This is a genomic window from Bradyrhizobium sp. WSM3983, from assembly GCF_000473045.1.
In the GTDB taxonomy this organism is placed as follows: Bacteria; Pseudomonadota; Alphaproteobacteria; order Rhizobiales; family Xanthobacteraceae; genus Bradyrhizobium.
In genome coordinates this window covers 1-25,640 of sequence record NZ_AXAY01000004.1, presented here as the reverse complement: position 1 = coordinate 25,640, position 25,640 = coordinate 1, and the positions used below count along the sequence as shown (strand labels likewise).

The window sequence follows — 25,640 nt, the reverse complement described above, 5'->3', positions numbered from 1 at the left end:
GTGAGGGACGCAGGACTCCTCGATTGATTCGGATCGGCTTTATTGCCGCTGCGGCTATCTGCCTGACGCAGCCTGCATGGGCGCAGCAGAACGGCGACACGGGACCGGTGATTTACGCGACAGAGGCTCCCGGAGTCGTCCGCATTCATGCTGTCGGGGTGACCGAAGACGGGTCCATGGGCGGTGAGGACGGAACGGGCTTCGTCATCAGCCGAAGCGGCTACGTGCTGACGGCGAGCCACGTGATCCCGGACGATGCCAAATACAAGACGCTGATCCTGGGTGGGACGTTGGGTCCGGCGACCGCGGATGCGAAGCCTTCCCGTCTCGAACTGGTCAAGCGAAGCGATTCCTACGACGTCGCCCTGTTGCGGTTCGTGACGCCGCCTCCGGCCCTCACGGTTCTCCCCTTGAGACGCAGCCCAGCCAAGGTGGGCGAGTTGCTTTTCGTGCTCGGTTATCCGTTGGGTCTTCCGGATGCGCATTTCTTGGATGGACGGGTCGGATCCGTCGCGAAAGATGCCATAACCACGAACGCCCTCGTCGATAAGGGCAATAGTGGCGGTCCGGTCGTCGATGCGCGTGGATGCGTGATCGGAATTGTCTACGGCGCGATCACAAGCCGGGAAGGACAACCCGTCAACGGGATCAAATTCGCGGTGCCGGTGCTTTCGATAAGTGGGATTCTTCCCCCGGACGTATCTACTACAGGCGTTCAGGAGCACGCGCAGGCGTCCGATATCATCCATGTCTCGGATGCTCTATCCCGGACACAAACGGATCACGACCTGCTGAACGATACCGTGAAGTCTTACCACGACGTCATTCCGGCGCGTGACGGGTTCGTCATCGAGGCGATCGAGGGGGTTGGGCGCGAAAGCCTGAATCCGCCGAGCCTCCAGTTTCCGACGCCGGTCATTTCGCCGGATAAGAAGTCGATGAGTTTCGACTACAGCCTTCTTAGCGGCCCGATATTCGATCAGAGACGCGGCTGGATCGACATGATTGTCGGTACCCGACAGAGGCGCGTTGCCGCCGCACCCACCTCGGCGCTGGCTGGTTGCGAGTAGCCAGCCGCAAGCGGTCCTCGGTCGCGCCACATGGATTGCCGGACGACGATCGAGTCAGTTTAGTGTCTTAGAACTTTATCTTGGGTAGCAATTGACCAGGATTGTTGATCACGGAGTTGGGGCCGCCCGTGATTTGACCCGGATTGTTGATGATCGAGTTGGGGCCCCCTGTGATCTGTCCCGGATTGTTGATCACGGAGTTCGGACCACCCGTAATCTGCCCTGGATTGTTGATGACCGAGTTTGGTCCACCGAAGATCTGCCTCGGGTTGTTGATGATGGAGTTCGGACCACCGGCGAGTTGGGACGGATTGTTGAAGACCGAGTTCGGACCTCCAAAAATTTGAGAAGGGTTGTGAATTACTGAATTGGGGCCGCCTGCGATCTCACCGAATGTGCGCGCGATCCAACCGTTCCTGCCAACCAGGTCGTTGTTGTCTCCGAAGCAACCGTCGCTGCCGCCGAAGCCGTGCTGGAAGCATTTTTGCAATTCTCTGGCGGTCCACCTACTGACCATGCAACCGCCCGCTGCATACGGCTGGCCACCCGTCGTAGCAACGCATTGGAGAGCTATCTGCTGCTCGGGATTGAGGTTCATCTTGAGATATTTGGTGCCGGCGCACGTGGCGAATTGCTGAAAGTCCGCCCCTGAGTCCGCCGCGCACTCGACCGCGACGGCTTGTTCCTTTGTCAGTCTTGAACCGATGAAATTTCGGGCGGCACAAGATGCGAAATCGGACGTGTCGTTGGCGTCGGCAGCGCAGTCCAAAAGTTGCCTTTGCTGAGGCGTGATATGATTTCCGCCGATCGAGCTCGCACACGAAATGAAATCGTCGTCCTCTCCGCCCGATTTCATTGCACAGCTTGCCAAAATGCGTTGGTCTCTGTTTAGAGTGATACCCGCCCTAGTGGCGGCGCACTGGGCGAAATCCGCATTCGTTCTCGACGAAACCGCGCAATCGAGGACCGAGTGATCGCGTTGCTGTAGTATGACCTCGGCCCCCGTGCATTCTACGAAGCCGGCGACATCGGCACCCCGAGCGCGGGCGCAGGCGACGGCGATCTGTTGTGATGATGCGCCTGGTTGAGGCGGCGTGAAGCCGGAACCGCCGACGGATTGAGCGGGAGCGACCGGCGGAAGCATGGGCGGCGGGGGAGGGAGCGGCGCAACCGCTGGGCCGGGAAGAGGCATGATGGCCGGCGGAGGCACGGGATGCGTCATGATCCATTGCTGGACCTGCGCGCACGGGCCTGGCCCCAATGGACCCGCGCATATCGGACCGAGTGGACCGTTTCCTATGACCTGAAGGCCCTGTGCTGCCGCTGCAGTTGTCAGGACGAACGAAATGAACGAAATAAAACACGGCGTTTTCGCAGGCATAATAACCTCCGCGCGTAAATCTACCTATGATCGATTCCAGCAGAGATAGTCACTGTCAAGCGTCGTGGTTCTTTCAGCCGTCCATTGCCGCAGTCAGCCGTCGACTGCGTCGCATCCTTCCCGCTCAAGCGGTAGTGCGACGACTCTATTCCCGACTCTCGACGACGTCTACCGCAGCCGGATCGCTCTGGCGAGTGCCGGAAAAGAGAAGGAAGTCATCTGCATTCTCGTTCATCTCGTCCGTCCCGAGCTGGGGGGTGTCCGATTATGACCCGCGTTTCGGTCGTCACGAGGGAGAGGACATCGCGGATGATCGAGTCGCGCAGCTCGGGTTTCTTGAAGTAGGAGGTGACTTGGTCGAGGGCGCTCCATAGGAAGCTGCTTGCGAAGGCCAAACCGGTGTCGGCAAGTAGAGGGACCTGCGATAGAGCGGCGATTGCCGACCTGATTAGGCTCCCGGTGCCCTGTTGGCCGGCCTCATGTGCCGACATCGCTCCGAGTTCTCGTTCGGCAACCAGTCGGACGTTCTCTCGATCGGATTGGGTCGCGCGGTTCAGCCATTCCTTTGCGATGGCTTCAGCCAACGGATCTCCTTCGAATTCCGAGAGTTGAGATCCGCCACCTTGGGCACGCAGACGGAAACGACCTCCGTAAAACGCCATGCGCATGCTTAGCTCGCCCCGCAATATCGCATCGGCAAGCTGGGCACCGCCTGCCTCCCGTACGCCACCCGCGATCGCTGGGCGCCAGGCCGCTTCAAGCTGGTCCGCGGATTCAAATTGCTGGTTGATGCCGTGTACGAGAACGATTGTGGCCACAGGTATCTCCGTCAAGACCGGGAGCCCGCAGTGCGACTGCGAAGGTGGTCAGATCGTCGGATGGCCTATTCCAGGTTCGCCCCTCAGTCAGAATATGAGATTATCCAGTTGGCCCGAAGATAACGCGAGGCTGAGGGTATGCTTGCCCCGGCCAGCATTGGCGGCCTGGGGCTCCGAGGACGCCGTCCAGCCTTTTCTGGTTTCTCTACTAGGGATATCACTAGTGGCGCTCCGTCACGTCGTCCGGGATCAATATCGACCGGGCAACCGATCGGTAGCCGTATCAACCTGCCATCCGGAGAGAGCAACGTGCCTTCCAGCGATCACAATCCTGCTCCAATTTCTCCAGTCGCATTCCTTCGCGCGGCGCTGAAGTCCAGTCCATCTCCCAACGATCGCGATCTCGTCGCGTCGATCGTGAACGTTCGGGCGACGCTGGCCCAAGGCACGGACGTCGATAAGGCGTTTCTGACGGACCCTAACAATGTAGGCTATCTCAAGCGCTCTGTCGGCGAAGTCGAGATCTATGTACCTTTCAACCTGGTGAGCGTCTTCCCTGGTACAGAGCGTTTGGAGGATCTAGTCGCGACTGCAAGACAGGTTCTGCTTTGCGAAACCCATCCGATCTGCCTTAGCGGTAGTGCGACGTTTCTAGGTAAATCCGTCCCGATTTCCGATTTGGACTTTTGCGAGTATTTCCCCTCGGCGATTGCCTCGATGCCGGCGCTCATTGCTGCTCGTCTTGGCGCGCCGTTGGACAAACTGCTGGTTCGAGTGAATTGGAATGGCACCCGTTTCACTGCGCCTTTTACGGACCTCGAGGGAGCCTTAGGACAGCTCGCCAACGAGACTGTGACCTATGTGAAGCTTGACTTCCTGTGGTCGGTTCCCAAATACGGGATGATGCCGACAACGACTATGATATTGAAAGTAAACAAGAATTTCTCTGGACGCGCGCTTCAACGGAGCCACGTTCATCAGGAGGCCGTCATATCCGCGGCCGGTCCTCCCCGCAACCTGTTTGGGATCCCGGAAATTTCCCGCTATCTTAAGTTCTTGAAGAAGGACATAGCCAAGTTCGTCGTGAGCGGCACCGCTGGAGGCTCCGCGGATTCGCTTAAAGCGATGAAGCGGGCTCTGTCACTGCTACTCCTGATAGGTGCCGAGCAGGACCAGGAATTGCATAGTGAGCTCGAAGGCTTAATCGACGATTTGGTCAGCCCCGCCGTCGAGGGGATCGTCGTGGAAAAGCGCTTGGGTGAACTTTCGGAGCTGGCCCGGGATGCGGATGCGGCAATTAGGAAGGCCGCCTTGGACGAAATAGATAGGATAAAATTAGGGTTTGCGGGCATTATGCTCGATCAGAATGAACGAGATCTCGTGTTGCAAGGCGCCTCACTGACGGCAGCCGCTCTGAATGATATGATTGACGGGCTGTTTTCAGCAGCCGAGGACGTGAGGCACTAACTAATGTCCAAGTCCGACCTGATAGATACCATTCTTACTTTTGTGCCGGCAACGCGCCGCCTCGACGACAAGGCTCGCGAAAATCTCGAGCGCCTGTCGGAAGGACAACTCACTTCTCTGGCGGAGGGGGTCGCGGACGCCGCGGCGCATGCCCGCAAGTTGCTGCGCGAGGAGGTGTCGGAAACCACCGCCAAAGCCGCTTTAACCAATGGTACGGCGCGTATTCGGGAGGCTAGGACACTGCTCGCGGAGGCGAACAGTCGATTGCAAGCCCGAAAGGCTTCTGAACAGTTGGATAAAGCTCCGCTGGTCCGACCTGTTGTTCACAAAGGTTGGGAAGTACCCTTTGCTCCAACCATCGAAACGGCAAGCGCGCATTTTGCCAGCGCCCGGTTGTCCGAGCAGCTTTTGGAGAAGGCCGCCTTGAAGCTGGGTGGCCTGCTCGTCGACTGCTTGGCCGAGATAGAAGTCACGCTCGGTAACACGGGTTTCATCGGCGTACGATTTCGCGACTTCTTGCAATCCGCTTTCGACACTAACTTTATGAATCAGTTTCTGAAGGCGCGCACGACATCCATGCTGTTGGAGTCCTGGGATTTGCTTTTGGAGCGCCGCCTCAAAGACGGCGACGCGGAATCTCTACTGCTTGAGGCTCAGTTCGAAGCCGTCATGCGGGAGGCTCGCAATGAGATCGCGCACAAACCGTCCGTCTATGATCCTCACCTTTTGGCGGAGCACGAAGACGTAGTCATCGAGACGCGCGCGATTGATGGACTCGCGCTCCTTGGAAGTCGGTTGCTCGATTACAAGCCGGACTTGCTAGTGAGCCTGGACCGAGGAGGGCAAGTCGTTGGTAAGCTCCTGGATGCCGAGTTCGGACAAGATCTAAAATTTGGCCACGCTCTTGTCAGTCGCTTCGATGGCTTGCAGTTCTCCGAAACTAGAAACAGCAAGGCCAGGCCGGCGCGAATAGTCATCGTCGACGACATCGCACGAAGCGGCGAAGCGATTTCCGAGGTTCGGCAGTTTGTGTGTGCCAGGTATCCTTCGGCAGATGTTCGCGCGATGGTGATCGTAGGTACCAGTGCGGCAAAGCAGCGTTTGGGTGAAGAAGTTCTCTATATGCCCAACATGACGCTGAACCTCGGTGTGCGCGTTCCGTGGAAGAGCGGAGGCAACGCGGCGTTCCGACGATTGAAGGATGCATATGTCCTTGGAAGCGCTGAGGACGAACTAAAGGTATCCAAGGACATCTTCGAGCGAATGGTCAGAAGATATCAGGCTGCGCGGCATAAGCCGACGGAGCCGTAGCAAAACGCCTGGAGCATGATTTCAATGTTCAGGCGTCCTGCTTCTCGATGGACCCTGCCGGATCTCAGCCTTGGCGCCATTACCACCCTCGTCGCTAAGCGACGTAGTTTTCTCGATCAGGGACGCTGTGATCCTATCGGGATCCGGTATATAGGACCTACATAGCCGGGGAACACATCTGGGGTGCACGCTTCCCGTTCGGCTGCGATTAAACCGGATCGAATCGCCCTCGCTTTCTTGATTGTCTTCCTCTTTCCGAAGATTGCGTTAGCGCACCCCACGTGTGGGTGACGCTCAACGAACGCCGAGATGCGGCAACCCCGGCAATCGTTCGTGGTGGCAGCCAGCGGTGGATGCCAGGCGACCTGCACACCCGCTCGAAGACGAGCACTTTCGTTAATCCGAGATCAAATTTCCGCAATCGTCTACGGGTTTTAGCGCACCCGACCCAATTCAGTTGAAATCCCTTGTTTACAAACAAGGGGTTTCGGCTTAAAGGACAGGATTTACGAGGCAAGCCATGTCCAAGGCCAAGACATTCGTCGAATACGCGCTACAAGGCTTCTACGTTCAGGCCCGCCGCTCGACCGATAAGCGGTTTTTCAGCATCAGCAAGGCTGGAATGCACAAGGCGCTCGGTACGAGTCGGGTCGGCTACGCGCAACGCGAGGAGATGCGTTCGACGTGCCAGCGGCTCGGCATCGGGATGTCGGAACTACCCGACAAATTCATCTTCTTCGATCCGGAACAACTCGCTTCCGACGAGTACGACATGACTGCCAAGGCCGCGACGCTAAAGAAGCTGACCGACGAGTTTGATCGTCTCAAACGGTCGGAGGCCGACAGAGAATGGGCCGAACGCTTCGAAGAGGAGACCTAGGTGGACGTGCCTACCAACCATCATCTTGCGTTGCGGCATCTCACATGTGACACCAGAGAGACTACGGTCTTCCGCAGTTCGGTCAGTTCGACACCGGTTTGATGAAATGGCCGGTCTTATAGAAGAGATCCAAAACGACGCGTTCGAGCAGAATCTGCCAGTTTCGGTATTGCTCCGGAAAGTGAAAGCGGCTGCTTCGAAGCTGAATCTGCCGCCGACCGAAAAATGGGTCGAACACGAGTTGAACGGTTACGACAAGGGAAACCCACCCGAGTATCGTATCCTGTTCGGCAAACCAAAGGCGTTGAATCCCGTTCGCGGTTGGATTCCCATCATTTTCCAAGAGGACGAACTCAATCAGACGCTTGCCAGGTGTCCTGTTGCCCAATCCATTGCATCTTTGGAAGCTCTGGTTGCGAACGGCGAAAGTGATCATCTTCAATTTCCGCTTCCGCCAGCGATGATCATGGATATCAACCGGCTGATGGGTATTCAATTCGGCACTATGGCGGTTCACATTTCGCCCAGCCAAGTTCACGGGCTGCTCGACGCCGTCAGGAACCTGGTGCTGGATTGGGCCCTTAAGCTCGAACGAGCGGGTATTCATGGGTCCGGAATAAGTTTCAACAATCGGGAGAAGGAATTGGCAAAGGAAGCCTCGACGACGATAAATATCGGCTCGATCGGCTCCATGGTAGGAAATCTCGGTTCGCATAACACCTCGGGCGACATCATAGCGTCCGACATTTCCAGTCAACAACTGCACGATCTGTTGACTCAGCTTCAGCCCCACCTGAGCGAAATCAAGAAGGCTGGCGCAGATGGCGCAGAGCTGGACAAGGCCCTTGCGAGGTTATCTGCGCAATCGACCGCCAGGGAGCCGAAGCAATCTGCGATCCGGGGCGCTTTGACCGATTTGAGAAACGCGCTTTCTGGCGCGGCCGGAAATCTGATTGCGTCCGGTGCGGTTACGATCATCTCCAAGGTGCTGGGCTTCTGATTCCACGACATCCGATCGTCGCTAACGTCTCACCTTGATCGCCGCCGCCCACCGCCCCCCATTGGAGGTGATGTCGTTCAGAACGACCCGGCCGAAAGAGTCATGGAAGGTTAGGCTTGGGCAGCGCAAGCAAGCTAACGAGCCTTTCTCGCTCAGATCTCGATGATGAAGTTAAGCGATGTTGTCCCAGGTGCGCCGCTGCGGCATCCAAGGTCCGTACCCCTTGGCATTTGAGACCCCGCGCGTCTCGCCGATCACGGCGTCGAATCATTCGGGCGTGTTGCCGAAGATCTAAGTTCGCCGGCTGGAGCGCGACCGTCCTCGTTCCGCCCCCGATGTCAGTCCGCCGGAGCCGTCGGTCTTGCATTCGTCCGACCCACGACAGGCCAGTACAATCCTCGGGGCCAATGATCCTCATGGCATCGCGAATGCCTTCGATCTCTGATGCCGAAAAGCGATCGAGCAGCTCCAGGGCCGGCTTCCCACACTCCAGGCGGATCCCCGCGAGCTCGACTAGGAATCGTGACCGGTTGCAGCCATGCAGCCGACGAACGGTGCGAAAAGGCTTCAAGAAGGACGGGGTTGGTGTGGTCGAGACGCTGGAAGCGGATCAGACGCTGACAATTCAGAGCGTTGAGCGGTTCGTTGCGACAGTTACCATTGCCTGGGCCGATAGTCAGGAGACCTCGTATTTCCACGTTGGGACCAACGGGCGTCTTGAGGGGTTGTCAGGTCACCACCGGCTGCGAGAGCAAGATCGAAGGTACCGCCGCGATATGCCCTATGTCCTTGAGAGCGGAAATAGAAATCAAGGGCTTCCCGACGCGTCCTGCCTTTCAGGGACGGGAATGCCGCTCAACTCTGCGGCACGGCTGCTGCCATCGCCTCTCCTCCCAACCTCAAACCAGTGGAAAAGGCGGGAGAGACCCTCAGTGCGGCAAAGAGGAATTGTTAAAACGAATCAGACATCGATCAGTTGCTCAATTGTGCAGCAGGTCATTTCGTTGCCTGGCGTTTGGGTTGCATAGTAGTCGAAGGAACGCGTCTCTTCAGACCCGCCTCGCCATGGCCTTCCGGCGATGGGTGGAGGCAAGGAGGACGGTCGAATGTCCGGATCATCTGGTGTCCTGAGCCTTTCACTTCGTGTATCCAACGGAACGCTCCCGTTCCTTCTCAACGCCGTCATCGAGGGCGATCTGAACGCGGAGGGCGTATCTGCACTCACCGACTTGCCGGCAGCGCTCACCGTCGAAGGGCGGCTGCTATTGCGAGGGACTCGGATTCGCGCTTTGCCAACGCAGCTTCGGGTTGGTGGTGCCGTCGAGTTAGAGGGATGCACGTCATTGCAGAGGCTCGCCGAAGATATCGTCGTCGGCGGCGACTTGGATTTGGAACTGTGTTCGAATCTCAAGGAATTGCCGGAACGATTAGTTGTGCGCGGCGATATCTATCTCTTCGGTACGTCCGTTCGCCGGATACCTCGGGCAGCGGAAATCGGCGGAAGCGTGTATGATCTGACAACGTAAAGGGATGAGCCGGCGAAAGCCGGCTTTTCCAATTATTGTATCGCCCAGTGGTGCCTTGCCGGCGGCGCCGATGGCATTAGGTCGGTGCGTCGATAAACATACCCGCTTGCGTCTTGTTTGATGCTAGTGCGGCTGTCATTTCGCGCTTGTGTTACCAGGAAATCGTCCAATCTGGTGGCCGGATCGGCGCAGACTTTGAACAATGCTTCCGCGTGATTGAAGCTCATGCGGTAACCCTCAAGCGCAGAGGTTACGATCCTTTCAGGAACACCGGATGCAGTCGCGATAGCGGCTGCTGTCAGCAGGTTCTTGGTGGTTGCGGCCGCCTTAAGCGTGGGAATTTTGAAGATGCACGCTACGATGTCGGCGGTTGAAAAGGTTGCTGCCTCCGTGAGGTTGTTCGCTAAGGCGATAAATCCCAGCGCCGACGCATAGACGACGGGTTCGCAATTCCAGACCTTCTTGATGGCGGCCTTTCCCGCCAGGCCCGTGCGATTCGCCCGCTTCAAGGTACCGGAGTGGGTAGAAAGACTTGCAACGCTCTCGCCATTGAGCACCGTCCGGCCCGTCGGAATGAAGAATAGCGCATTCGGTTGAAGATCCAGGCGAGCATCTAGATCCGGCTCGTATACATCAGCCCAGTCCGGCACTTCGACCCCCGCAACGCTTCTTGTGTGGAAATTGCCTGTAAGAAGCAAACCTCACTTGCTATCATGGTCAACCCCCAGTGACAAGTGGTTACCAGTGGCAATCTGTGGCTGAATATAGATAAAGGTATTCGACCGGGGTTGAGGCTGCCGAGGGGGCTCCTTCGCCGACTGCGCCTAATCTGAAATTGCCCGCATGTGCCGTTGCCCGCAAAAGCTGTTGGCGGCGAGCAGCAGCTGCAATGAGATCGCCGCCGCAGCACGCAACATCAAACCAATTTTCGAGCGGCACGCAGTCGTCCAGAACGAACCATCTTAGGTTCGTCTATGGAGCGCGATGATGCCCTTTGCGTTGCGGTTGGCTTTGGCCATGGAGCTTGTTCTGCTTTTGCTCGAGAAGGTCTTGCCTGAGGGCTGGGGCCTTCCGCTGTTTGGCGATCACTTCACCCAGGCTGCGGTGCTGATTATCGCCGCCGTCATCTACGTGGAGTTCAAGAATCTCTTGAATCCCTAGGCAAGCGCGCGATTCACCCGAGAAGGGCTGAGACGATCGCAGTTGGGCGGCGCGTCTCCGAATCATACGCATCGAGGCCTAACTCGAACTTGGGTAGGTTATCCGTGCTATCGGACGGAAACGGTTAGGCCACTCAGAGCAGTTGCAAGTTGGCGAGCTTCCGGAAGGCCCGTACCACTAGGGAGATCGAAAACGATCTGCTTGGGATCAAGGCCGATAGATTGATCCATGTTGAGTACGACAAAGCAGGGCTCACCAGCCTCCCGTTCTTTAACTTCGGCTCTGAATTTCGATGAGGTCATTTTCCACCTGCGGTTCGGCGCTCCCCGATTCGTCAATGAGTATCCGAATTTTGCTGAGTCGTGTTGATAGGGATCGCGGATCTGGCGACTCACGCTACCCATCATTCCCAACCACCTTCACCGCACAATGGGAATGAAATGGTTGCAGCCAGTCGTGGATTGCTGCCTCTGGTTACGCTTGAAACGGACGGAGCAGCGGACGTCCCGAGTCGCGATCGTATGATTTCGCAACCAGAACGCGAGTGAAAGTCCAGACAAAGAACACGTCTACCTAATGATCCGCAGCGAGACAATTCCGCAAAACAGCCAGGAAGCACCTGACTGGCTTCAAGTCGACCGTAATGCGCCAGCGGAATCCGGGTTTGCAACCAGAGACGGCGCCAAAGCGGGTGGAGAAGCACTAAAGAAGCATCTTCCCATGCTTCAGATCAGGGTATGCGTCCGCATCTCACGGTGATCGTTTCAAGCACATCTCAAGCGGTTCTGGTTACCTATGTGAGCCTGGGACTTCCAAACTAAACCGATCATTTTTGTCACCTCGACGCTGGAGGAAGCTGGACCGACGCCGCTTTGTCCGCGTGTTGTTCCAAACGTGCCTCGGCTCTTGGTCAGTTCTCATCAAACATTATAGCCGCCTCGAAGCGTTGACGCGTGGAGATCGCGAGCCGGCCAAGTCCAAAGTGTTCCTGCATGCCGCGGATCAAGTCTTCATCCTCCTCGAGGCCCTGGGCACGAAGAACATCGCCAAGGCCCGCCAGTTCGGGCAGCGGCACATCGCCGTGCTCGCGGCCGCCGCCGCCGCGGTAGGGCGACCTAGCGCTGGGCGCCGTGTTTTGCGGCCAAATGATCTCTCGATCGCCGTCTCGGCTTGTGGGGAAGCGGTCTCGACCAAGTGCTGCTCGGATGATTCGCTGCACCGTCTCGCCCGAACGTTGGAAGCCGTGTGCGCGTGCGACGCGGTCGATCAAAACATCGAAATAGATCGGACCTTCGATTTCGATCACATGGTCAATCATGTTGCGGAGATTGCCCCGGTAGCCAACGTCGTAGAAGCGCTCTCGGTCGGGGGCCGCGACTATGCTGGGGTCAGCTTTCGTGTACAGCCTCGGCATCACGGCAGGATCGGCGGCAGCCGACCCTGGTCCGCGCGCGTAGACCCTCGGCTCCTCGTCAGGCTTGCTGCCGTTTGCGGGAACAGGGAGAAGCGGCTGCGAGTTCGGAAGATCGTTCTTGCCGGTAGGAGCCGGTTCCGTCTGTTCATCAGAAGGTGCAGCCTCCGCTGTTTCCGAGGCATCCTGAGCACTGACCGACATCTCCCCCATGAACGGAAGCGCACCAATATCGATGACCTCTTCCGGGGAGGTGGCAGATGGGCGTGACGCGCGGTCCGCTTCAAGATCGGATGTCAGCCGCGTATGGATCTTTTCTGCAGCCGAGGAGCTGTCCATCCACCACTCGGTGCTCCAGATACGCAAGATACGCCAACCGAGGTCCGTCAGGACCAGCTCGCGGAGGCGGTCCCGATCGCGGGCGGTAGCCGAGCGGTGATAGGTGGCGCCGTCGCATTCGATCCCGGCGAGATAGCGGCCCGGAAAGTCCGGGTCCACGACGCCAAGGTCGACCCGGAAGCACGAAACGCCTATTTGTGGATGGACTTCCCACCCCCGCTTTTGCAGCGCGTCCATCACGGCATCCTCAAACGGCGAATCCGTCCCGCGACCGGTCGGTGAGAACGCCTCGGCGATCGCGCGTGCGCCGTACTCGGCGAATTCCAGAAAGTGCTTGAAGTCGACCACGCCTTTGGCTCTGGTGCGCCCTAGGTCAATCTGCTCGGGGCGGAGTGTCGCGAAGACCAAAAGCTCGCTGCGTGCACGGGTGATTGCGACATTGAGTCGGCGGTGGCCGCCCTCGCCGTTGAGCGAGGAGATTTGCGCAGTAACTCGACCGGTCTTATCGGGACCGACGGCGACCGAAAAGATGATGACGTCACGCTCGTCCCCCTGCACGTTCTCGATGTTCTTGACGAAAATCGGCTCGCGAGCTTGGTTCTTGTCGAAATGTGGCTCCAGGGCGGGATCGCTGCGTCGGGCCTGATCGAGCATATTTTCGATCAGGCGCTGTTGGTCGCCGTTGAATGTGACCACTCCGATCGATTTTGACGATGTCTTTAGCCGTCGGAGAACCTCGGCGACGACCGCTTCGGCTTCCTTCCGGTTTACCTTGGCACCGCCGCGTTCGTAGATGCCGCCCTCGACATGCACGTAGCGAACCGCGGTGTCGCGGGTTACCGGTGACGGAAAGGTCATCAGTTCGCCGCGGTAGTATTTTGCGTTCGAAAACGCGATCAAGCTCTCGTGGCGGCTGCGGTAGTGCCACGACAGTCGCATGCTCGGGATATTCGAGGCGAGACATTCGTCCAGTATGCTCTGCTGGCTCTGAACTGTTGAACCGTCATCGTCCTCATCCTCGACCCCGCGCTGGCCGACGCTGGTTGGCGGAAGCTGCTCAGGGTCGCCGACGATGATCACTTGGCTGCCGCGAGCGATGGCGCCGATGGCGTCCCAAACGGGAATTTGCGATGCTTCGTCAAAGATCACGACGTCGAACGGTTTCGCTTGCGCCGGAAGGTATTGCGCGATCGAAAGCGGGCTCATCATGATGCAAGGTGCGAGCTGGGTCATGACGTTCGGGATCCGCCCAAAGAGCTGGCGCAGCGGTATGTGGCGCGCCTTCTTGTTGATCTCACGCGCTAGCGTCCCCCATTCCGGATCCTTGCCGAAATTGGTCTGTGTCGGCACCGAGGCCCCGATCCGCGCCTTGACGATCTGCCTGGCGAGCTCGCAGACCTTCTGGTCGGCGGCGACGAAGGCCTCGATGAGGGCCTCATGCCTTTCGGCCAGGAAGCTGCTCAGCACCTCGTCCTCGTTCACGATGGTCTCCGCGACCCAACGCGCGTAAGAAAAATCGAACGCGCCGGCAAGTTCGTCGCGAGTAACTCGGCCGTCCTCGACGGCATCCACGAGCGGCGATAGTCCGGCGGCGCGCGCAGTTTTTGCAGCCGCCCGCCATGTCGCCCATTGCGGCGCCTTGATGATGTTGGCCTTCCACCTTGCCGTCCGTTCCTGCAACTCGTTGATCCAGCCGGGCTCCAGCTGGATGATCTCTTCGGGGTGGTCGAGGCCGATACACGTGCCAACATCCTTAGCCGCCTGATGCATGGCCGGGAAAGCCTGCTGCATGGTGTCAAACGCCCTGCGTACCTGACCCCCGGGACGAAAGCGTGAGATGTCCTGGGTGAGGAGGGCGGTGACGTGCGCGGTTATCTGTTCTGGCGGCACGTCGTCGATCTGGAAGGCGTCGACGGCAGCTTGCAGGTCGTGAGCCCATTTGATGAGAGTTGCGATGCGCGCCGGGTCGCTATCCAATCCCCGCCACAACCGCTCGATACCGCTGAAATGCGGTCTCAGTGCTTCCAGTCCGCGAATCAGATCGCAAAGATCTTGCAAGACGATGAGGTCACGCCCGATCTCGTCTGGCACCTCGCTCGGGCAGTACGGCTGCAGATGGATACGTATCTTTTTCTTGCGGCCGCCGCGCACCAGCACGTTGGATGCGCAAGCCTCGGTCCATTCCCGTTGCAGGGTCGGCAGGTCGAGCAGCGCCGCCTTGAGATCATATTCGGCCGACAGTTCGGACGCCTTGTCGCGGATGCGGAGGGCCACGTCGGCCAGGGCGGTCAGCGCTCGGATACGATGGTGAGCTTCTTCGCCGAGCAGCAGCGCACCGTCTGCGGCGGCCGGGTTCATCATCAGCGCAACCAACTTGACGAGTTGCGGCAACGAGCTGTCGTCGGCGACCTCGGTCAGTCCAAGGGAGGTGACGAGCGCGTCCGCCGCCTCGCGCATTTGCTGCAGCGTGTTCTGCAGCCGATCGATCGCCTGCTGCAAGGCTTGCGCCCAGGCCGGATTCCAGCGGGTTTGCTCGATGCCCTGCAACGGATGGACGGACGGGTCTCCGACCGCCTCCAATGCAATGCGGATGTCCGCGCAGCTCTCACGCATCCTGGCAAGCTGCTCCGGGGAATGCACCGTTCCAGCCGGCCATGTGAGTTCGATGTCGGCGAGGCGGCCGCGATCCGCGACCACGCGTCCGAAAGCCTCGTAGGCCGTCATGCCGTTCGCGCGCCTGCGGTGCAGCGCCGAGACCAGCCTGTTCAACTGATCGCGCTTCGTCTTCAGGTCGCCAGCGGCCGTCGACCAGTGCTCTTCGGTGACGTGATTGCGCTCGCGCCAGGCGGTCGCGAGTTGCTCCAGCACGCTGGATTTTTGGGCCTTGGTCGAGTGCACCTCGAGACAATAGTTGCCGAGTCCGATCGCCTGCATGCGCTGCCTGACGACTTCGAGCGCTGCAGTTTTCTGTGAGACGAACAGCACCGTCTTCTGGTGGGCAAGGCAGTTCGTGATGGCGTTGGCGATGGTCTGGCTCTTGCCAGTGCCGGGAGGGCCGAACAGAACGTAGTCCGCGCCTCGTTGGGCGGCGACGACGGCGGCGATCTGCGAGGAATCGGCCGAGAGCGGCGCGAACAGTTCAGCCGGCTCGATGGTTTCGTCGATGGTTCGCGCGTCGATGAAGCCCGCTCCGGATCCCTCGTAGCTGTGGGTCGGGGTATCGATCAGGTGGCGCACCACCGGGTTGCGCTTCAGCAGATCGGTACGGTCGACGAGGTCTTTCCACATCAGATACTTGGTGAAGGAGAGGGTCGAGAGCGTAACCTGCTCGGTGACCTCCCAGCCCTTGATGCTCTTGATGTGGCGGCGGACGGATTTCCAGATCCCACCGACATCGATGCCGGAGGCGTCCTGCGGCAGTTCGCCATCGAACTCCGGCATCGACAGATCGAAATCCTGCTTTAGCATCTGCAGGAGTGTCGGATTGAAGCGCGCTTCGTCTTCGTGCAGCGCGAGGCGGAAACCAGAGCGCACGCTTTTGCGCTCGAGCTGCACGGGTACCAGGATCAGCGGCGCTCTGTAGGGCCCGGCCCCGTCCTGCGGCGTCCATTTCAGGAAGCCGAGGCACAGATAGAGGATGTTCGCGCCCCCTTCCTCGAAGGCGAGTCGCGATGCCCGGTAGAGATCGGTGAGCCGGCTTTCCAGTTCGGTGTCGGCAACGTTTGTGTGCAGATCGCCCCGTTTCATCGCGTCCAGGATGAAGTCCTTGCGTGCGTCCTCATTCTGGCGGTCAGCGAGTAGCGTCGTATCGCGCCCGTCGCTGCCGTCGAGCACCGTGGTCTTGCCCAGCAGTTTGAAGCGTTCTCCATCGGAGAGCCTGTCCTCGAGAAACGCGCAATCAGGGCACTCGATTGCGATGGTCGATTTTGCATCCTTGAAATTGAGCAGCCGGTTCTTCAGCGAGAGGTCGAGTAGGTTGCGCTTCCAGATCTCGAGCCTGTCGAGGTTCTTTTCGGGTGCAGGCTCACGACGCTTGTCGAGATCCTCTTCGAAATGTGGAACTTCGCCGACTTCCTGCGCGATCGTCGCAGTGTCGGTGACGGGCCGGATTGCCGGTTCGGCCAAGCCCGACAGGTCGAGAGGACGGATCTTGGCACTTCGCGCCCGACGGACGTCGACGGCGAGTTCGAAGGGCGAGGCGGCGTCCTCAGCAATCAATTTCTTGGCCGCTTCGACGGCCTGCTTAAAGCGCGCCGGGTGCGCACCCGTGAGCAGGGTTGTCTCGACCACGACCATTTCTTCCAGTTGCACGCGCTTGCGCAACATCTGGGGATCGTCGACGACGAGGCCAGAGAAATCCTCGTCCACCAGCCAGATGCCGACAAATGCATGGCCGTCGGTGAGGGCAACGACGGGGTTAAGGCCCGATTGTTCGAGGCACGACGCGTACAGCAGCGTCAGGTCGAGGCAGGTGCCGACCTTGCGTGAAAGAATTTCGCTAGGGCCACGGACCATCTGGCCAGAACGTTCGAAGCTTTTCGGCGGCAAGACGTAGGCGATCGAATGTGACACCAGCGCCGCCCAGATCGCCTCGGCGATCTCCCAGGCGCGAGCCTTGGTCCCCTTGCGGTAGCCATCCAGGGCCTCGTCGCGACCGGCGGATGCAAGCTTGTTGGAGGCTTCGCGCAGGATGACATCGATGCTGGGATCGGTCGGCCGGACGAAGGCCGCCAGCAGTTCCGGCGCTGAATTGAGGCCGCCCCAGTGCGAAGGCGGCAGCAGATTGATTTCGACAGCGTGATCGCCGAGCACAGTCCCCGCCGCTTCGACCCGGATGCGAAGTTCGCCGCGCCGTGAGGCGTTGATGCCGGCGAGAAAGGCAGGATCAAGCTTCGGATCAAGACTGCGAATATGGTGGACAGTTTGGTCCGCAATACGATCGATGCGCCATACCCCGGGGGTAAGAAATGGCGGCTCCGATGTAAGATGGACCGCAACTTCCGTTAGATCACTGCCTAGCGCGTTTTCGACCGCGAGATCCCGGATGATGGGCACGGCGTTCTGATAGAACGCGACGTTGACGTTATCAGCGGCGGAGCAAGCGATTTTTACGGCTCCGCTCACCGTGTTCTCTGATTGGATCCGCTCCAGCATGATTCGCCCTCAGAAAGCCCCATGCAACTCGTGCCCGCCCGGCACCTGACGTGCTTGAGAGCATCGCTGGTGTGGTCCGATCATGAGCTGTTTCGTGTATGGGAGGCGCCGGATATTCTACACGACGGATCAAATGGATAGGTCAAAGAACCCGATTGCATTATATCGTACAGCGATCTGGCCCCTACCGGCCGCTCAAAACCAAATGCCCCCACGCACTCTTTTGACGCTATTATAAGTGGATTGCTCGCCCAGTTCGAGCATATTTACAAGCTAATCTCTGGGAAGATCGAATAATGTTGGAGCTTAGATCGAGGGTGCCGGGAGCTTCAGCAGTCCGAAGAAGCTGGCTCACTTACATGTACCTCTCTATCCAAAAGCATAAGGTCACGATTGATACCGAGCTGGTGTGACGGTCAAATCGATGGATGTAAAGTAGGGTCTTCCGTGCTCCGGACTGGCCAGCCACAGATAGGGATGAGCCCTGCGAGACTGGCTGTCATTTCTCACCCCGCCTTGCGACCAGGGTCGCCCCCATTCTCCAACAGCGGCATGTCCAGACTTGGGATGTCCGGCATCGCCTTGCCGGCAATGGCCTGAAGATCTCCCACCATTCCCACGGTGGAGTCGATGACAGCCAATATCTGGGTTTCCCGCTTGGCCCACTGTCGGCCCAGGAACTTGCGTTCTTTGTCGAGATCTTCCCGCATGTCGTTGAACTTCTCGACCACGGCTTCCACCCGCTGCCTGAACTTTGTGCCCGTCAGATAGTGATAAACCTCCTCCATTTTGGTTTTCTGGCCCTGCTGGACGAGTCGCGAACCGCTGATGTCAATGAGCGCCTGACGGAGAGCAACGGCAACCGGCAGTGCACAGCGGGGGTGCGTCACCCATACGCCGTCGACGAGGTCGAAGTGCTCAACTTGCTTGGGAAGTGTCTGCGATACTATGAGAGCAACATCAGCCCCACACCGGCGTTGATCGTCCCGAAGCTTGCCGAGCCATCCGTCGCTCCATGCTTTGGTACGCTTCGATTCCCAGAGAATAATGCCCGCCGGCTGTCCAAGCGACCCATTGACTTGCTGAATCACGTCAGCGCCAAGCTCACCTTTTCCCACGGGCTCGACCAAATCAGTCGGAAAACGACCGCGCAGAAGCCCTTCGAGTTCAAGTTCCAGGACCTCGCCCTGTGATTGCTGTGATCCCTGCTCGGCCTTACGCTTCAGCTCCTCGATCGTTCGGGACATCGATTCAATCGTCTGATCTTTCTCCGCGACCCGCAGCCGGGCCGCCTCGTCAGCCTCTTGCTTGGCCTTTATCTGTATCTGATCGACCGAGGCCTGGACCCGCTTCTCAACTGTTAAGTCCAACTCTCGCTTCTCCTCGTCGAGAGCCCGCTGCCTGCGCATGAGTTCAGCCTGTGCCTGTTGCGCCTCAGCCAGCTTGACGTTATTGGCCTCAAGCGCCAGCCGAAGCTCCGTCGCTTCATCTGTTCGCGCCTGCAACTCTGCCGCCGCAGCGTCCCGGGCTTTCTTGGCTTCCGCGGCGACGAGCCGGCTGCGTTCGGGGGCCAATCTTTGCATCACTTGGTCTTCGACCTGCTCGCGATCCTTTTCGAGCTGTTCGCGATCCGCTCGGAGGGCTTCCGCTTTACGTGCGATTTCCGCATCCTTGTTGGCCAGCTGTTCCTGAAACTTCTGACGTGTTTCCGCAAGAAGGGGCGCGGCAAGCGATTCCGTCAACCGAATCTCGTGATTGCAATTCGGGCAATGAAGGGTGGGTTCATGTGCCGCACCAGCCGCGGTCGCGTTGAATGTCATGAACTCTCCCATTCCGTGGCACCAAGCCGCGATAGCCGTGATCCGGCCAGCTTCCTTAGCCTTGCGATATGCCTTAGCGCTATTTCAACGCTCCGGTCGAACGCCGTCGGCATGTGCGGCGGCTTTTCCACTGAAACCAACTTGAAATCCGCTCGAAGCAGCTTTGACAGGCGAGGTTGCTCCATCTCAATCAGCTTGACGCCCTCAGCCCGCGTTATCTCTCGCCCCGCCACTAGCGGCTACAGTTGGACAACGAGGGCCGCTTTCAGTCGATGTTTTTCGGCGCGTGATAGGCCTAGATCGGCGAAAAACGGTGCCGGAGCCCATGCTATGGTTTCAGTACCTTCGTTATGCTCATTACACTCTCGCTTTTTTGCGTTGTGGATGGGCTCGGCGTCGCGCGAGCGCCATCGACCGACGCAATGTGTCGCTGCGGGAGGCAATCTCGCTGCTGGAGTCTTCTGGAATGCGTGGGCGACGTACAGAACGACCTCTAGGCCCTTTGTCCAGACAGCGCGGTAGGCATCAAGGTCAAGATTGTCGCGAATCGAACATTCGCCACGCGCGCTTCAAACAAAGGATCTCCGATCTCGCTTCGGACGGTCGCAGAAAAAGCCGGCAGGGGCCCTTCTTGCTCGAAGCCGCAAACCTTGGGGTAATAGCTGCGCGTCAGATCATCAGGCCACCATACTCCCATAGGAAGCGTATCAACGACTTTCATCGGAGAGCGGCAAGGGCTTCTTGACAACCCAAACGGCCCCCTTCCATTGCTGCAATCAATAGTTTTTGCATTGCCTGATATACAATTGCCCTGGAGTACGAATGACTGGCGATAGCGATCTGTTTAAATGGTGCCTCACACGTCCCCGCTGGCAGCAAGAGGCCATACGTCTTCTGACTGCCAAGCCGAAGTTGGACGAGGACGAACTTGGCGCACTCGAGGCCGCTATCAGAATCGAAGCGGGAGACCTCGACGGCACACCTCCGACGTGGGCCGACCTCACCAAGGCCAGCCTAAAAGCGGGCAACAAGTTTGCGCCCGTCACTGTTCTCGGCTCGATCGGACCGCTTCGCAACATTGATCGATTGGCTACAGATCAGCCGCCACTTAAGTTTGCGATCAATGGCCTGACGCTCATCTACGGCCCGAACGGTTCAGGCAAAAGCGGTTATTGTCGTATTGCCAAAAAGATCTGCCACTGTCTGCACGATGTGACCCTGCGAGGAAATATATTTGAGCCCCAATCGCTCGACCCGCGGGAGATCACGCTTACCTTCAAAGTCGATGGTGACAAGGAGAAGCGTACAGTAGTCTGGAACGATCAAAGCGCACCTCCACCCGAACTGGGAAGAATTTCGGTGTTCGATAGCGATGCGGCCGGCCTGTATGTGGATGCCGAGCGTAACATCGAGTTCTTACCTTTCGAACTCGCGCTGCTGACGAATTTGGCTGAAGCTCTACGTACGCTGGACGCTCGCTTTCGGGCGGAAGAGGCGCACCTCAACAAATCGCACCAAGCGGCTCTACCGCTGGGCTATGTGGAAGACACCGAAGTATCGGCCATGATCGCCACGTTAAAAGCGAATCAACCTCTCCCTAGCGAAACCAGCATGCGAGCGCAGGCGATCTGGGACGAAGAGGACGAGGCCGAATTGCTTGGGCTTAAGCTGGAGCTCAGCAAGGACCCGATCCTCCTGTCGAAAGTGAAGGAAGCGACCAGATCAACGGTCGACACATTGGTTGGCGACGCAAACACGATCTTCGATTTCATCGGAAACGCCGGCATAGAGACACTGAAAGAAGCTCGGCGGCAGGCGACTGCATCACGCGATGCTGCCAAGGCGGCCGCTACCGGCCTGGCAGAGGATTCAGCAGTCCCGCAGCTAGGCAGTGAGACCTGGCGCCAGATGCTGATGTACGCGCGCGACTTCGCTGCGGAAGCGTATCCGGCTCTGAACCCGCCCCAGTTGGTTACCGCGGGTACCTGTGTGCTGTGCCACCAGCCTCTCGATGCGCAGGCGCGTGCCCGCCTGGCTGCGTTCGATGAATATGTCGAAGGTCGCGCCAGTGCGGACGCCGAGAAAGCAAAACACCGTTTTGCGGAGATTGCTCGGGCCATCCTCGATCTCAAGGTCGTCGATGCTCAGGAAATTACGACGAGGCTTGTCAACTTTGTAGAAGGACACGGCGACCGCCAAGCTTTGGCCGAAAAATTGAAGGCGTTCTACGAGTCCTGCCGCGAGCGCCACGCTGTGCTGGTAAGGGCCATCCAGGCCCTCGACTACGAGAGCCTCGACAACCTGGTGGATCTCGACAGGTCTGTGGTCGACGAGCTTGGGTGCGAAGTGCCTGCTCTTCAGATGGAGATCGAACAGCTAAAGGCGACAGCAGGCGAGGCTGATAAGCGTCTGCAGCGTCAGCGGCAGGTCTGCGAACTGGAGGCGCAGAAGAAGCTTTCGGCCGATGTCGAAATATTTGTGGCACGGCGAAACTCGTTGGAACTGCTGATGAAGACCAAGGCGTGCACGGCCGCCTGCTCTCTCGCCGGCATTACAGCCCAGATTACGCGCTTGAGAAGGAAGGTTCTCACGCCTTCGCTGCAAGCTAGTCTTCAGGACGAAATCATCGCTCTTGACCTCGGGCATCTGCCCTTAAAGCTTGCTGATCGGGGTGAGGTCGGCAAAAGCAAGGTTCATATCGGGCTAGAGGCCCAGCAGAAGATCGCAAAAAACAGCGATATCCTGAGTGAGGGCGAGAAGCGGGCTTTAGCTTTGGCAGGCTTCCTTGCTGAACTGAAGGAGCTCGGCTCGAAGCACGGGATCGTCGTCGATGATCCGGTATCGTCGCTGGATCATGCCCGGATGGAGGCGGTCGCGAAACGTCTGGTGAAGGAGGCCGCGGCGGGGCGCCAGGTTATTATCTTCACTCACAATCTGTTCTTTCACTACGCCGTGCTTGAAGCGGCGCGGGAAATGAAGGTCGCAGTGCGGGAGGAATGGATCGCCAAGCACGGTGATGGGCGATTCGGTATTGTCGATGACAAGCAGCAACCGTGGATTTCCATGCGTGTCACCAAGCGGATATCAATCATTGATGGCCTGCTTCAGAGGGAGAAGGAGATATATTCCGAAACTGACGAAGCAAAGCGCTCCTTTGTGACGGACGCCTATACAAAGATGCGCGAGACGTGGGAGCATACTGTAGAGGAAATCCTCTTCGCCGGGGTGGTAGGACGGTTTCGCCCAAACATTGCTACTCTGAGACTGAGGGCTGCCCATGTGAACAAGGCCGACTACGAGACAGTGCTCGCTGGAATGACGCGATGCTCGAAGTTTTCGGGCCATGACCAGTCAGCCGGAGTGCCGGCTGGTCTTCCAAAATTCGCGGATATTAAGGCCGACCTCGACAAGCTCAGTTCCTTTGTTGCCGTTGCGGACGCTCGTCGGAGAACCCTCGAAAAAGAAGGGCAGGTCTACGAGGAGGGGCCCGTGGCGGCTGACGTCCTCGACTAGTCATCTCGGAAGGGCCTCGCACCACTGCGGGATTGCAACGACCGATGAACCCGGTCGTGCGGGTCAAGGGTTCGCTTCTCGCGTCATCTACGGTACAGCAATGCGGAGCTTGTGTGAGGATAATGCGCGTCGGCGTTCGCCGTCCAGGCTCTCGCGAACCGAGCCGCTGGGGTGCGAGCAGCTCATGCCTTTGGCCGGGGTAGAAACAAAGACCGGGCCGTTATGCAGCAGCCACCTGCACAAAGGCCCGGCCTTATCTTACTTGCCGCGATGCCGAACGGTTGCAAAGGACACTTCAGATCCTTTGGAGAGGTTTCGCTTTGCGCCCGGGTTGTAACCCCGAGGTGGCAATGTCTCAGTCGCGGGTCGCGACTACTTCTTTTTCTTTGAGGTCTTCTTTGCCACTTTCTTGGTGGCTGCCTTCGCGGTCTTCTTTGCCTTCTTCGCTTTCTTGGCCATGTCGTCCTCTGTAAAAAAACCGACTCAGTGAACGTGCGCACGCCGTGCATCGACTTGCGCAACGCTGAGACGATATCACAAATGCAAAACTGATACCAACGCGTCGCCGAAGTCGCTCTTGACTCGCTCGCCGGGGGCGGTCTGTCCGCGTCCCGCCTTCGACGACGCTATGCTGACGTTGCTGCGGCTGTCGTACGCACATCCTTGAATGCGTCCGCTGGAGAGGTGAATAATGACGGTGGCCGCATGATTTGCTGCGGCCGGCGTCTCGTCCAGCCGCCCGAAGGGGGCAAAGTCATCGTCCGATTGCCGGACTCGCCGCCTGCACAGTTTTCGTGGCGCAAGCGGGCGAAGCGATGCGCGCCCGAGATCAGCGAGCGGGATGCCCGAAAGTCCGCCGCCGATTTCGGAAGGAGCAGCAGCGCCGCGACGCCGAGCGCCGGCGCGAAGAGGCCGCCAGGCAAAGGGGGCGGGAACGGCGCGAGAAGCCGATGGCCAAAGCGCAAGCTGCTCTGGACAAGGCCGAGCGCGAGCACGCGGAAGAGGGCCGCCGCCATCCAGGACGAGGCCGAGGCTCTCGAGAAGCGTTCGCGCGCCGAGGACGACCGGTGGGACAAGGTAAGGGAGCGGCTGCATGCCTCGCTGCGGCGTGCCCGGGACTAAGCATCGGCGGACGAAAGAGTGCGATTGGCTGTCGCTTTCCTGTTTAATCAAAAGCAGGACTCGGGCGGCCCTGCGTCGGGGGATACGTTTGCATTTCAGCCCCCACGGACGCTCACATGGAATCTCCTTCCCGCCAGTTAGTTTCAGAGATATATTTTTGCCGGCGCGGTCGTCTTGTCGCTGTTCTGACCCATGAAGCGATGGCATTCGCGCCGAAACCGCGTGCCTCGTGCGAAGCTTGGCTAGATGCACGGGGAAATTGAGTTGCAAAGACCTGGGCCCGCCAACCGCGGCGAGGAACAACACGAATGCATGCCTCTTCGTCGCAAGCGTTTCCGCCTACGGCGTCGAGATCAATCCACGAGCTGTTGCAACTATCCAGCGGTTGCCCCAACGCACGATAGAATCGATTCGCCCGATGCCGGGGACCACGTCCCCCCGTGCTGCCATTCGAATCCCATCGGGCCCTTCGAGCACCGCCGTTCCGCCGCGAACGTCAAGGACTGCCCACCCCCCAATAGTCGTTGGTCTTGTCTCCGGGACGGACAGGAGCGGCCCCGCAGGCTCGAGCGAGCCGGTCACAGACATGTCCGCCTCGATAACCGAAGAGACTGGGTTCGAAGCTTCCGCCGATTGCACCCCACTCGACGCTTTGGCCAGAAGCTTCGGAGCAAGGCTCGCGACTGTGGACGGCTGACCTAAACCGGGCGGTGTTCGCGAGCTTGATACTGATGCTATCTTTCGGGCGCTTTCGGCCTTACCGCCTGACTTTGTGTCCGGCATGCGGCGCGAAGCCGGTTCTATCCGAGCATTTGGATTGAGAGCCGAGATGGTTGCAGGAGCAGCATACCGGGCACCAGCCCATCCCAATCCAAAACCTCCAGCCAATGCGAGCGCGACGAGCCAAATAGTGGGTTTTGAATGACCGCTTGGCGCCAATAGCGCCAGGACCTCATCTCGATTGGAGGTCGAGAAATCCGATCGGTCGAGCGTGACGGGCCACACGACCGTCTCGATCACGTCCAAGGTATTGGCATGGTGCAATTGCATGCTCGGGTCCCTTGTGGTCCCCAATGATCATGCCGGGAACTAAACCAACCCTTAACGACCGATGCACCCCAGCACGAATATGACAGCGGTTGATCGCGCAGAAAACCGAAGGAGTGATGTCCGGCGGCCGCCGGGACTCGACCCCATGACGGTGGGGCCCTGTTTTGCAACCTTGAGCGGACGGACCGGATTTGCATTCGGGCCCGTGGCTCACGTCAGGAGCACAATGAATCCATGGCGCCGCCAGATTTGAGCCGCATGGCCGCCTATGTCGGTACGAAGGGTCATGCCGGGGGGCGCGACACCGGGAGTTTTCGATGTCCGGTTATTTGCGATTGTGCTTCGTCAGTTTGGTTCTTGTTGTTGAAACTCTTTCGACGGAGCACGCGTCCGCCAATCCTCTTGCGGATATCTTCAATACTGCTGCCCCACAACCTACGGTGACCTCTCCGCCGCAAGCGGAATGCTTGGGACGCCCCGGCAACTCGACTCCCGATAGCCAGCATTGGGTCTACCGAATGGACGGGCACCACAAATGTTGGTTCCTGACCGAGGGCGTGGCGAAGGTGACGAAGATCGTTCGTCGGCGCGTGGCAGATCACACCGCCAGTTTGGAC

14 protein-coding genes and 1 pseudogene are annotated in these 25,640 nt (G+C 58.8%); 9 read left to right on the top strand and 6 right to left on the bottom strand.

The window, feature by feature from the left end; translation table 11 throughout:
* The first annotated feature begins 23 nt into the window (after window positions 1-23).
* The gene (locus YUA_RS0107430) at window positions 24-1,070 is read left to right on the top strand and encodes a serine protease (RefSeq protein ID WP_198029381.1); all 1,047 of its coding nucleotides are present in this window, start codon (window positions 24-26) and stop codon (window positions 1,068-1,070) included.
* A gap of 67 nt (window positions 1,071-1,137) precedes the next feature.
* On the opposite strand, the gene YUA_RS0107425 is transcribed toward YUA_RS0107430, so the two are convergent.
* Window positions 1,138-2,292, bottom strand: coding sequence for a hypothetical protein (locus YUA_RS0107425; protein WP_156947073.1), 1,155 nt, complete (start codon window positions 2,290-2,292; stop codon window positions 1,138-1,140).
* 374 nt (window positions 2,293-2,666) lie between these two features.
* Complete coding sequence (locus YUA_RS43630) at window positions 2,667-3,269, bottom strand: hypothetical protein (protein ID WP_156947072.1); 603 nt, start codon at window positions 3,267-3,269, stop codon at window positions 2,667-2,669.
* Window positions 3,270-3,578: 309 nt separating this feature from the next.
* Between YUA_RS43630 and YUA_RS0107415 the strand changes: the two genes are divergently transcribed.
* The 5 genes from YUA_RS0107415 (at window position 3,579) to YUA_RS0107385 (ending at window position 9,453) form a co-directional block, all read left to right on the top strand.
* Window positions 3,579-4,736: a hypothetical protein gene (locus tag YUA_RS0107415; protein ID WP_156947071.1), complete on the top strand. Its 1,158-nt coding sequence runs from the start codon at window positions 3,579-3,581 to the stop codon at window positions 4,734-4,736.
* A gap of 3 nt (window positions 4,737-4,739) precedes the next feature.
* The gene (locus YUA_RS0107410; protein WP_027530102.1) at window positions 4,740-6,047 is read left to right on the top strand and encodes a phosphoribosyltransferase; all 1,308 of its coding nucleotides are present in this window, start codon (window positions 4,740-4,742) and stop codon (window positions 6,045-6,047) included.
* A gap of 520 nt (window positions 6,048-6,567) precedes the next feature.
* Complete coding sequence (locus YUA_RS0107405) at window positions 6,568-6,927, top strand: hypothetical protein (RefSeq protein WP_027530101.1); 360 nt, start codon at window positions 6,568-6,570, stop codon at window positions 6,925-6,927.
* 106 nt (window positions 6,928-7,033) lie between these two features.
* Window positions 7,034-7,927 (top strand): hypothetical protein, encoded by an 894-nt coding sequence (locus tag YUA_RS49855; protein ID WP_156947070.1) that lies wholly within the window; start codon window positions 7,034-7,036, stop codon window positions 7,925-7,927.
* 1,106 nt (window positions 7,928-9,033) lie between these two features.
* Window positions 9,034-9,453, top strand: coding sequence for a hypothetical protein (locus YUA_RS0107385; protein WP_156947069.1), 420 nt, complete (start codon window positions 9,034-9,036; stop codon window positions 9,451-9,453).
* 32 nt (window positions 9,454-9,485) lie between these two features.
* On the opposite strand, the gene YUA_RS0107380 is transcribed toward YUA_RS0107385, so the two are convergent.
* A complete protein-coding gene (locus tag YUA_RS0107380) occupies window positions 9,486-10,151 on the bottom strand; it encodes a hypothetical protein (RefSeq protein ID WP_156947068.1) in 666 nt (221 codons plus the stop codon).
* Window positions 10,152-10,440: 289 nt separating this feature from the next.
* Between YUA_RS0107380 and YUA_RS49850 the strand changes: the two genes are divergently transcribed.
* The gene (locus tag YUA_RS49850; RefSeq protein ID WP_156947067.1) at window positions 10,441-10,614 is read left to right on the top strand and encodes a hypothetical protein; all 174 of its coding nucleotides are present in this window, start codon (window positions 10,441-10,443) and stop codon (window positions 10,612-10,614) included.
* A 910-nt stretch (window positions 10,615-11,524) separates the two neighbouring features.
* Here YUA_RS49850 and YUA_RS43625 read toward each other — a convergent pair.
* Together YUA_RS43625 and YUA_RS0107360 are read right to left on the bottom strand one after the other, a co-directional pair.
* Window positions 11,525-17,518 (bottom strand): DUF3320 domain-containing protein, encoded by a 5,994-nt coding sequence (locus tag YUA_RS43625; protein ID WP_051383121.1) that lies wholly within the window; start codon window positions 17,516-17,518, stop codon window positions 11,525-11,527.
* A 506-nt stretch (window positions 17,519-18,024) separates the two neighbouring features.
* On the bottom strand, window positions 18,025-19,338 hold the full coding sequence (locus tag YUA_RS0107360; RefSeq protein ID WP_027530096.1) for a DUF2130 domain-containing protein: 1,314 nt from the start codon (window positions 19,336-19,338) through the stop codon (window positions 18,025-18,027).
* 822 nt (window positions 19,339-20,160) lie between these two features.
* Between YUA_RS0107360 and YUA_RS0107355 the strand changes: the two genes are divergently transcribed.
* On the top strand, window positions 20,161-22,851 hold the full coding sequence (locus YUA_RS0107355) for an AAA family ATPase (protein ID WP_027530095.1): 2,691 nt from the start codon (window positions 20,161-20,163) through the stop codon (window positions 22,849-22,851).
* 626 nt (window positions 22,852-23,477) lie between these two features.
* Here YUA_RS0107355 and YUA_RS49845 read toward each other — a convergent pair.
* Window positions 23,478-23,867, bottom strand: a complete 390-nt coding sequence (locus YUA_RS49845; protein ID WP_156947066.1) for a hypothetical protein — start codon at window positions 23,865-23,867, stop codon at window positions 23,478-23,480.
* Between the two features lie 1,473 nt (window positions 23,868-25,340).
* On the opposite strand from YUA_RS49845, the pseudogene YUA_RS43615 reads away from it, so the two are divergent.
* Window positions 25,341-25,640 (top strand): annotated as a pseudogene (locus YUA_RS43615) (hypothetical protein); the annotation flags it as partial.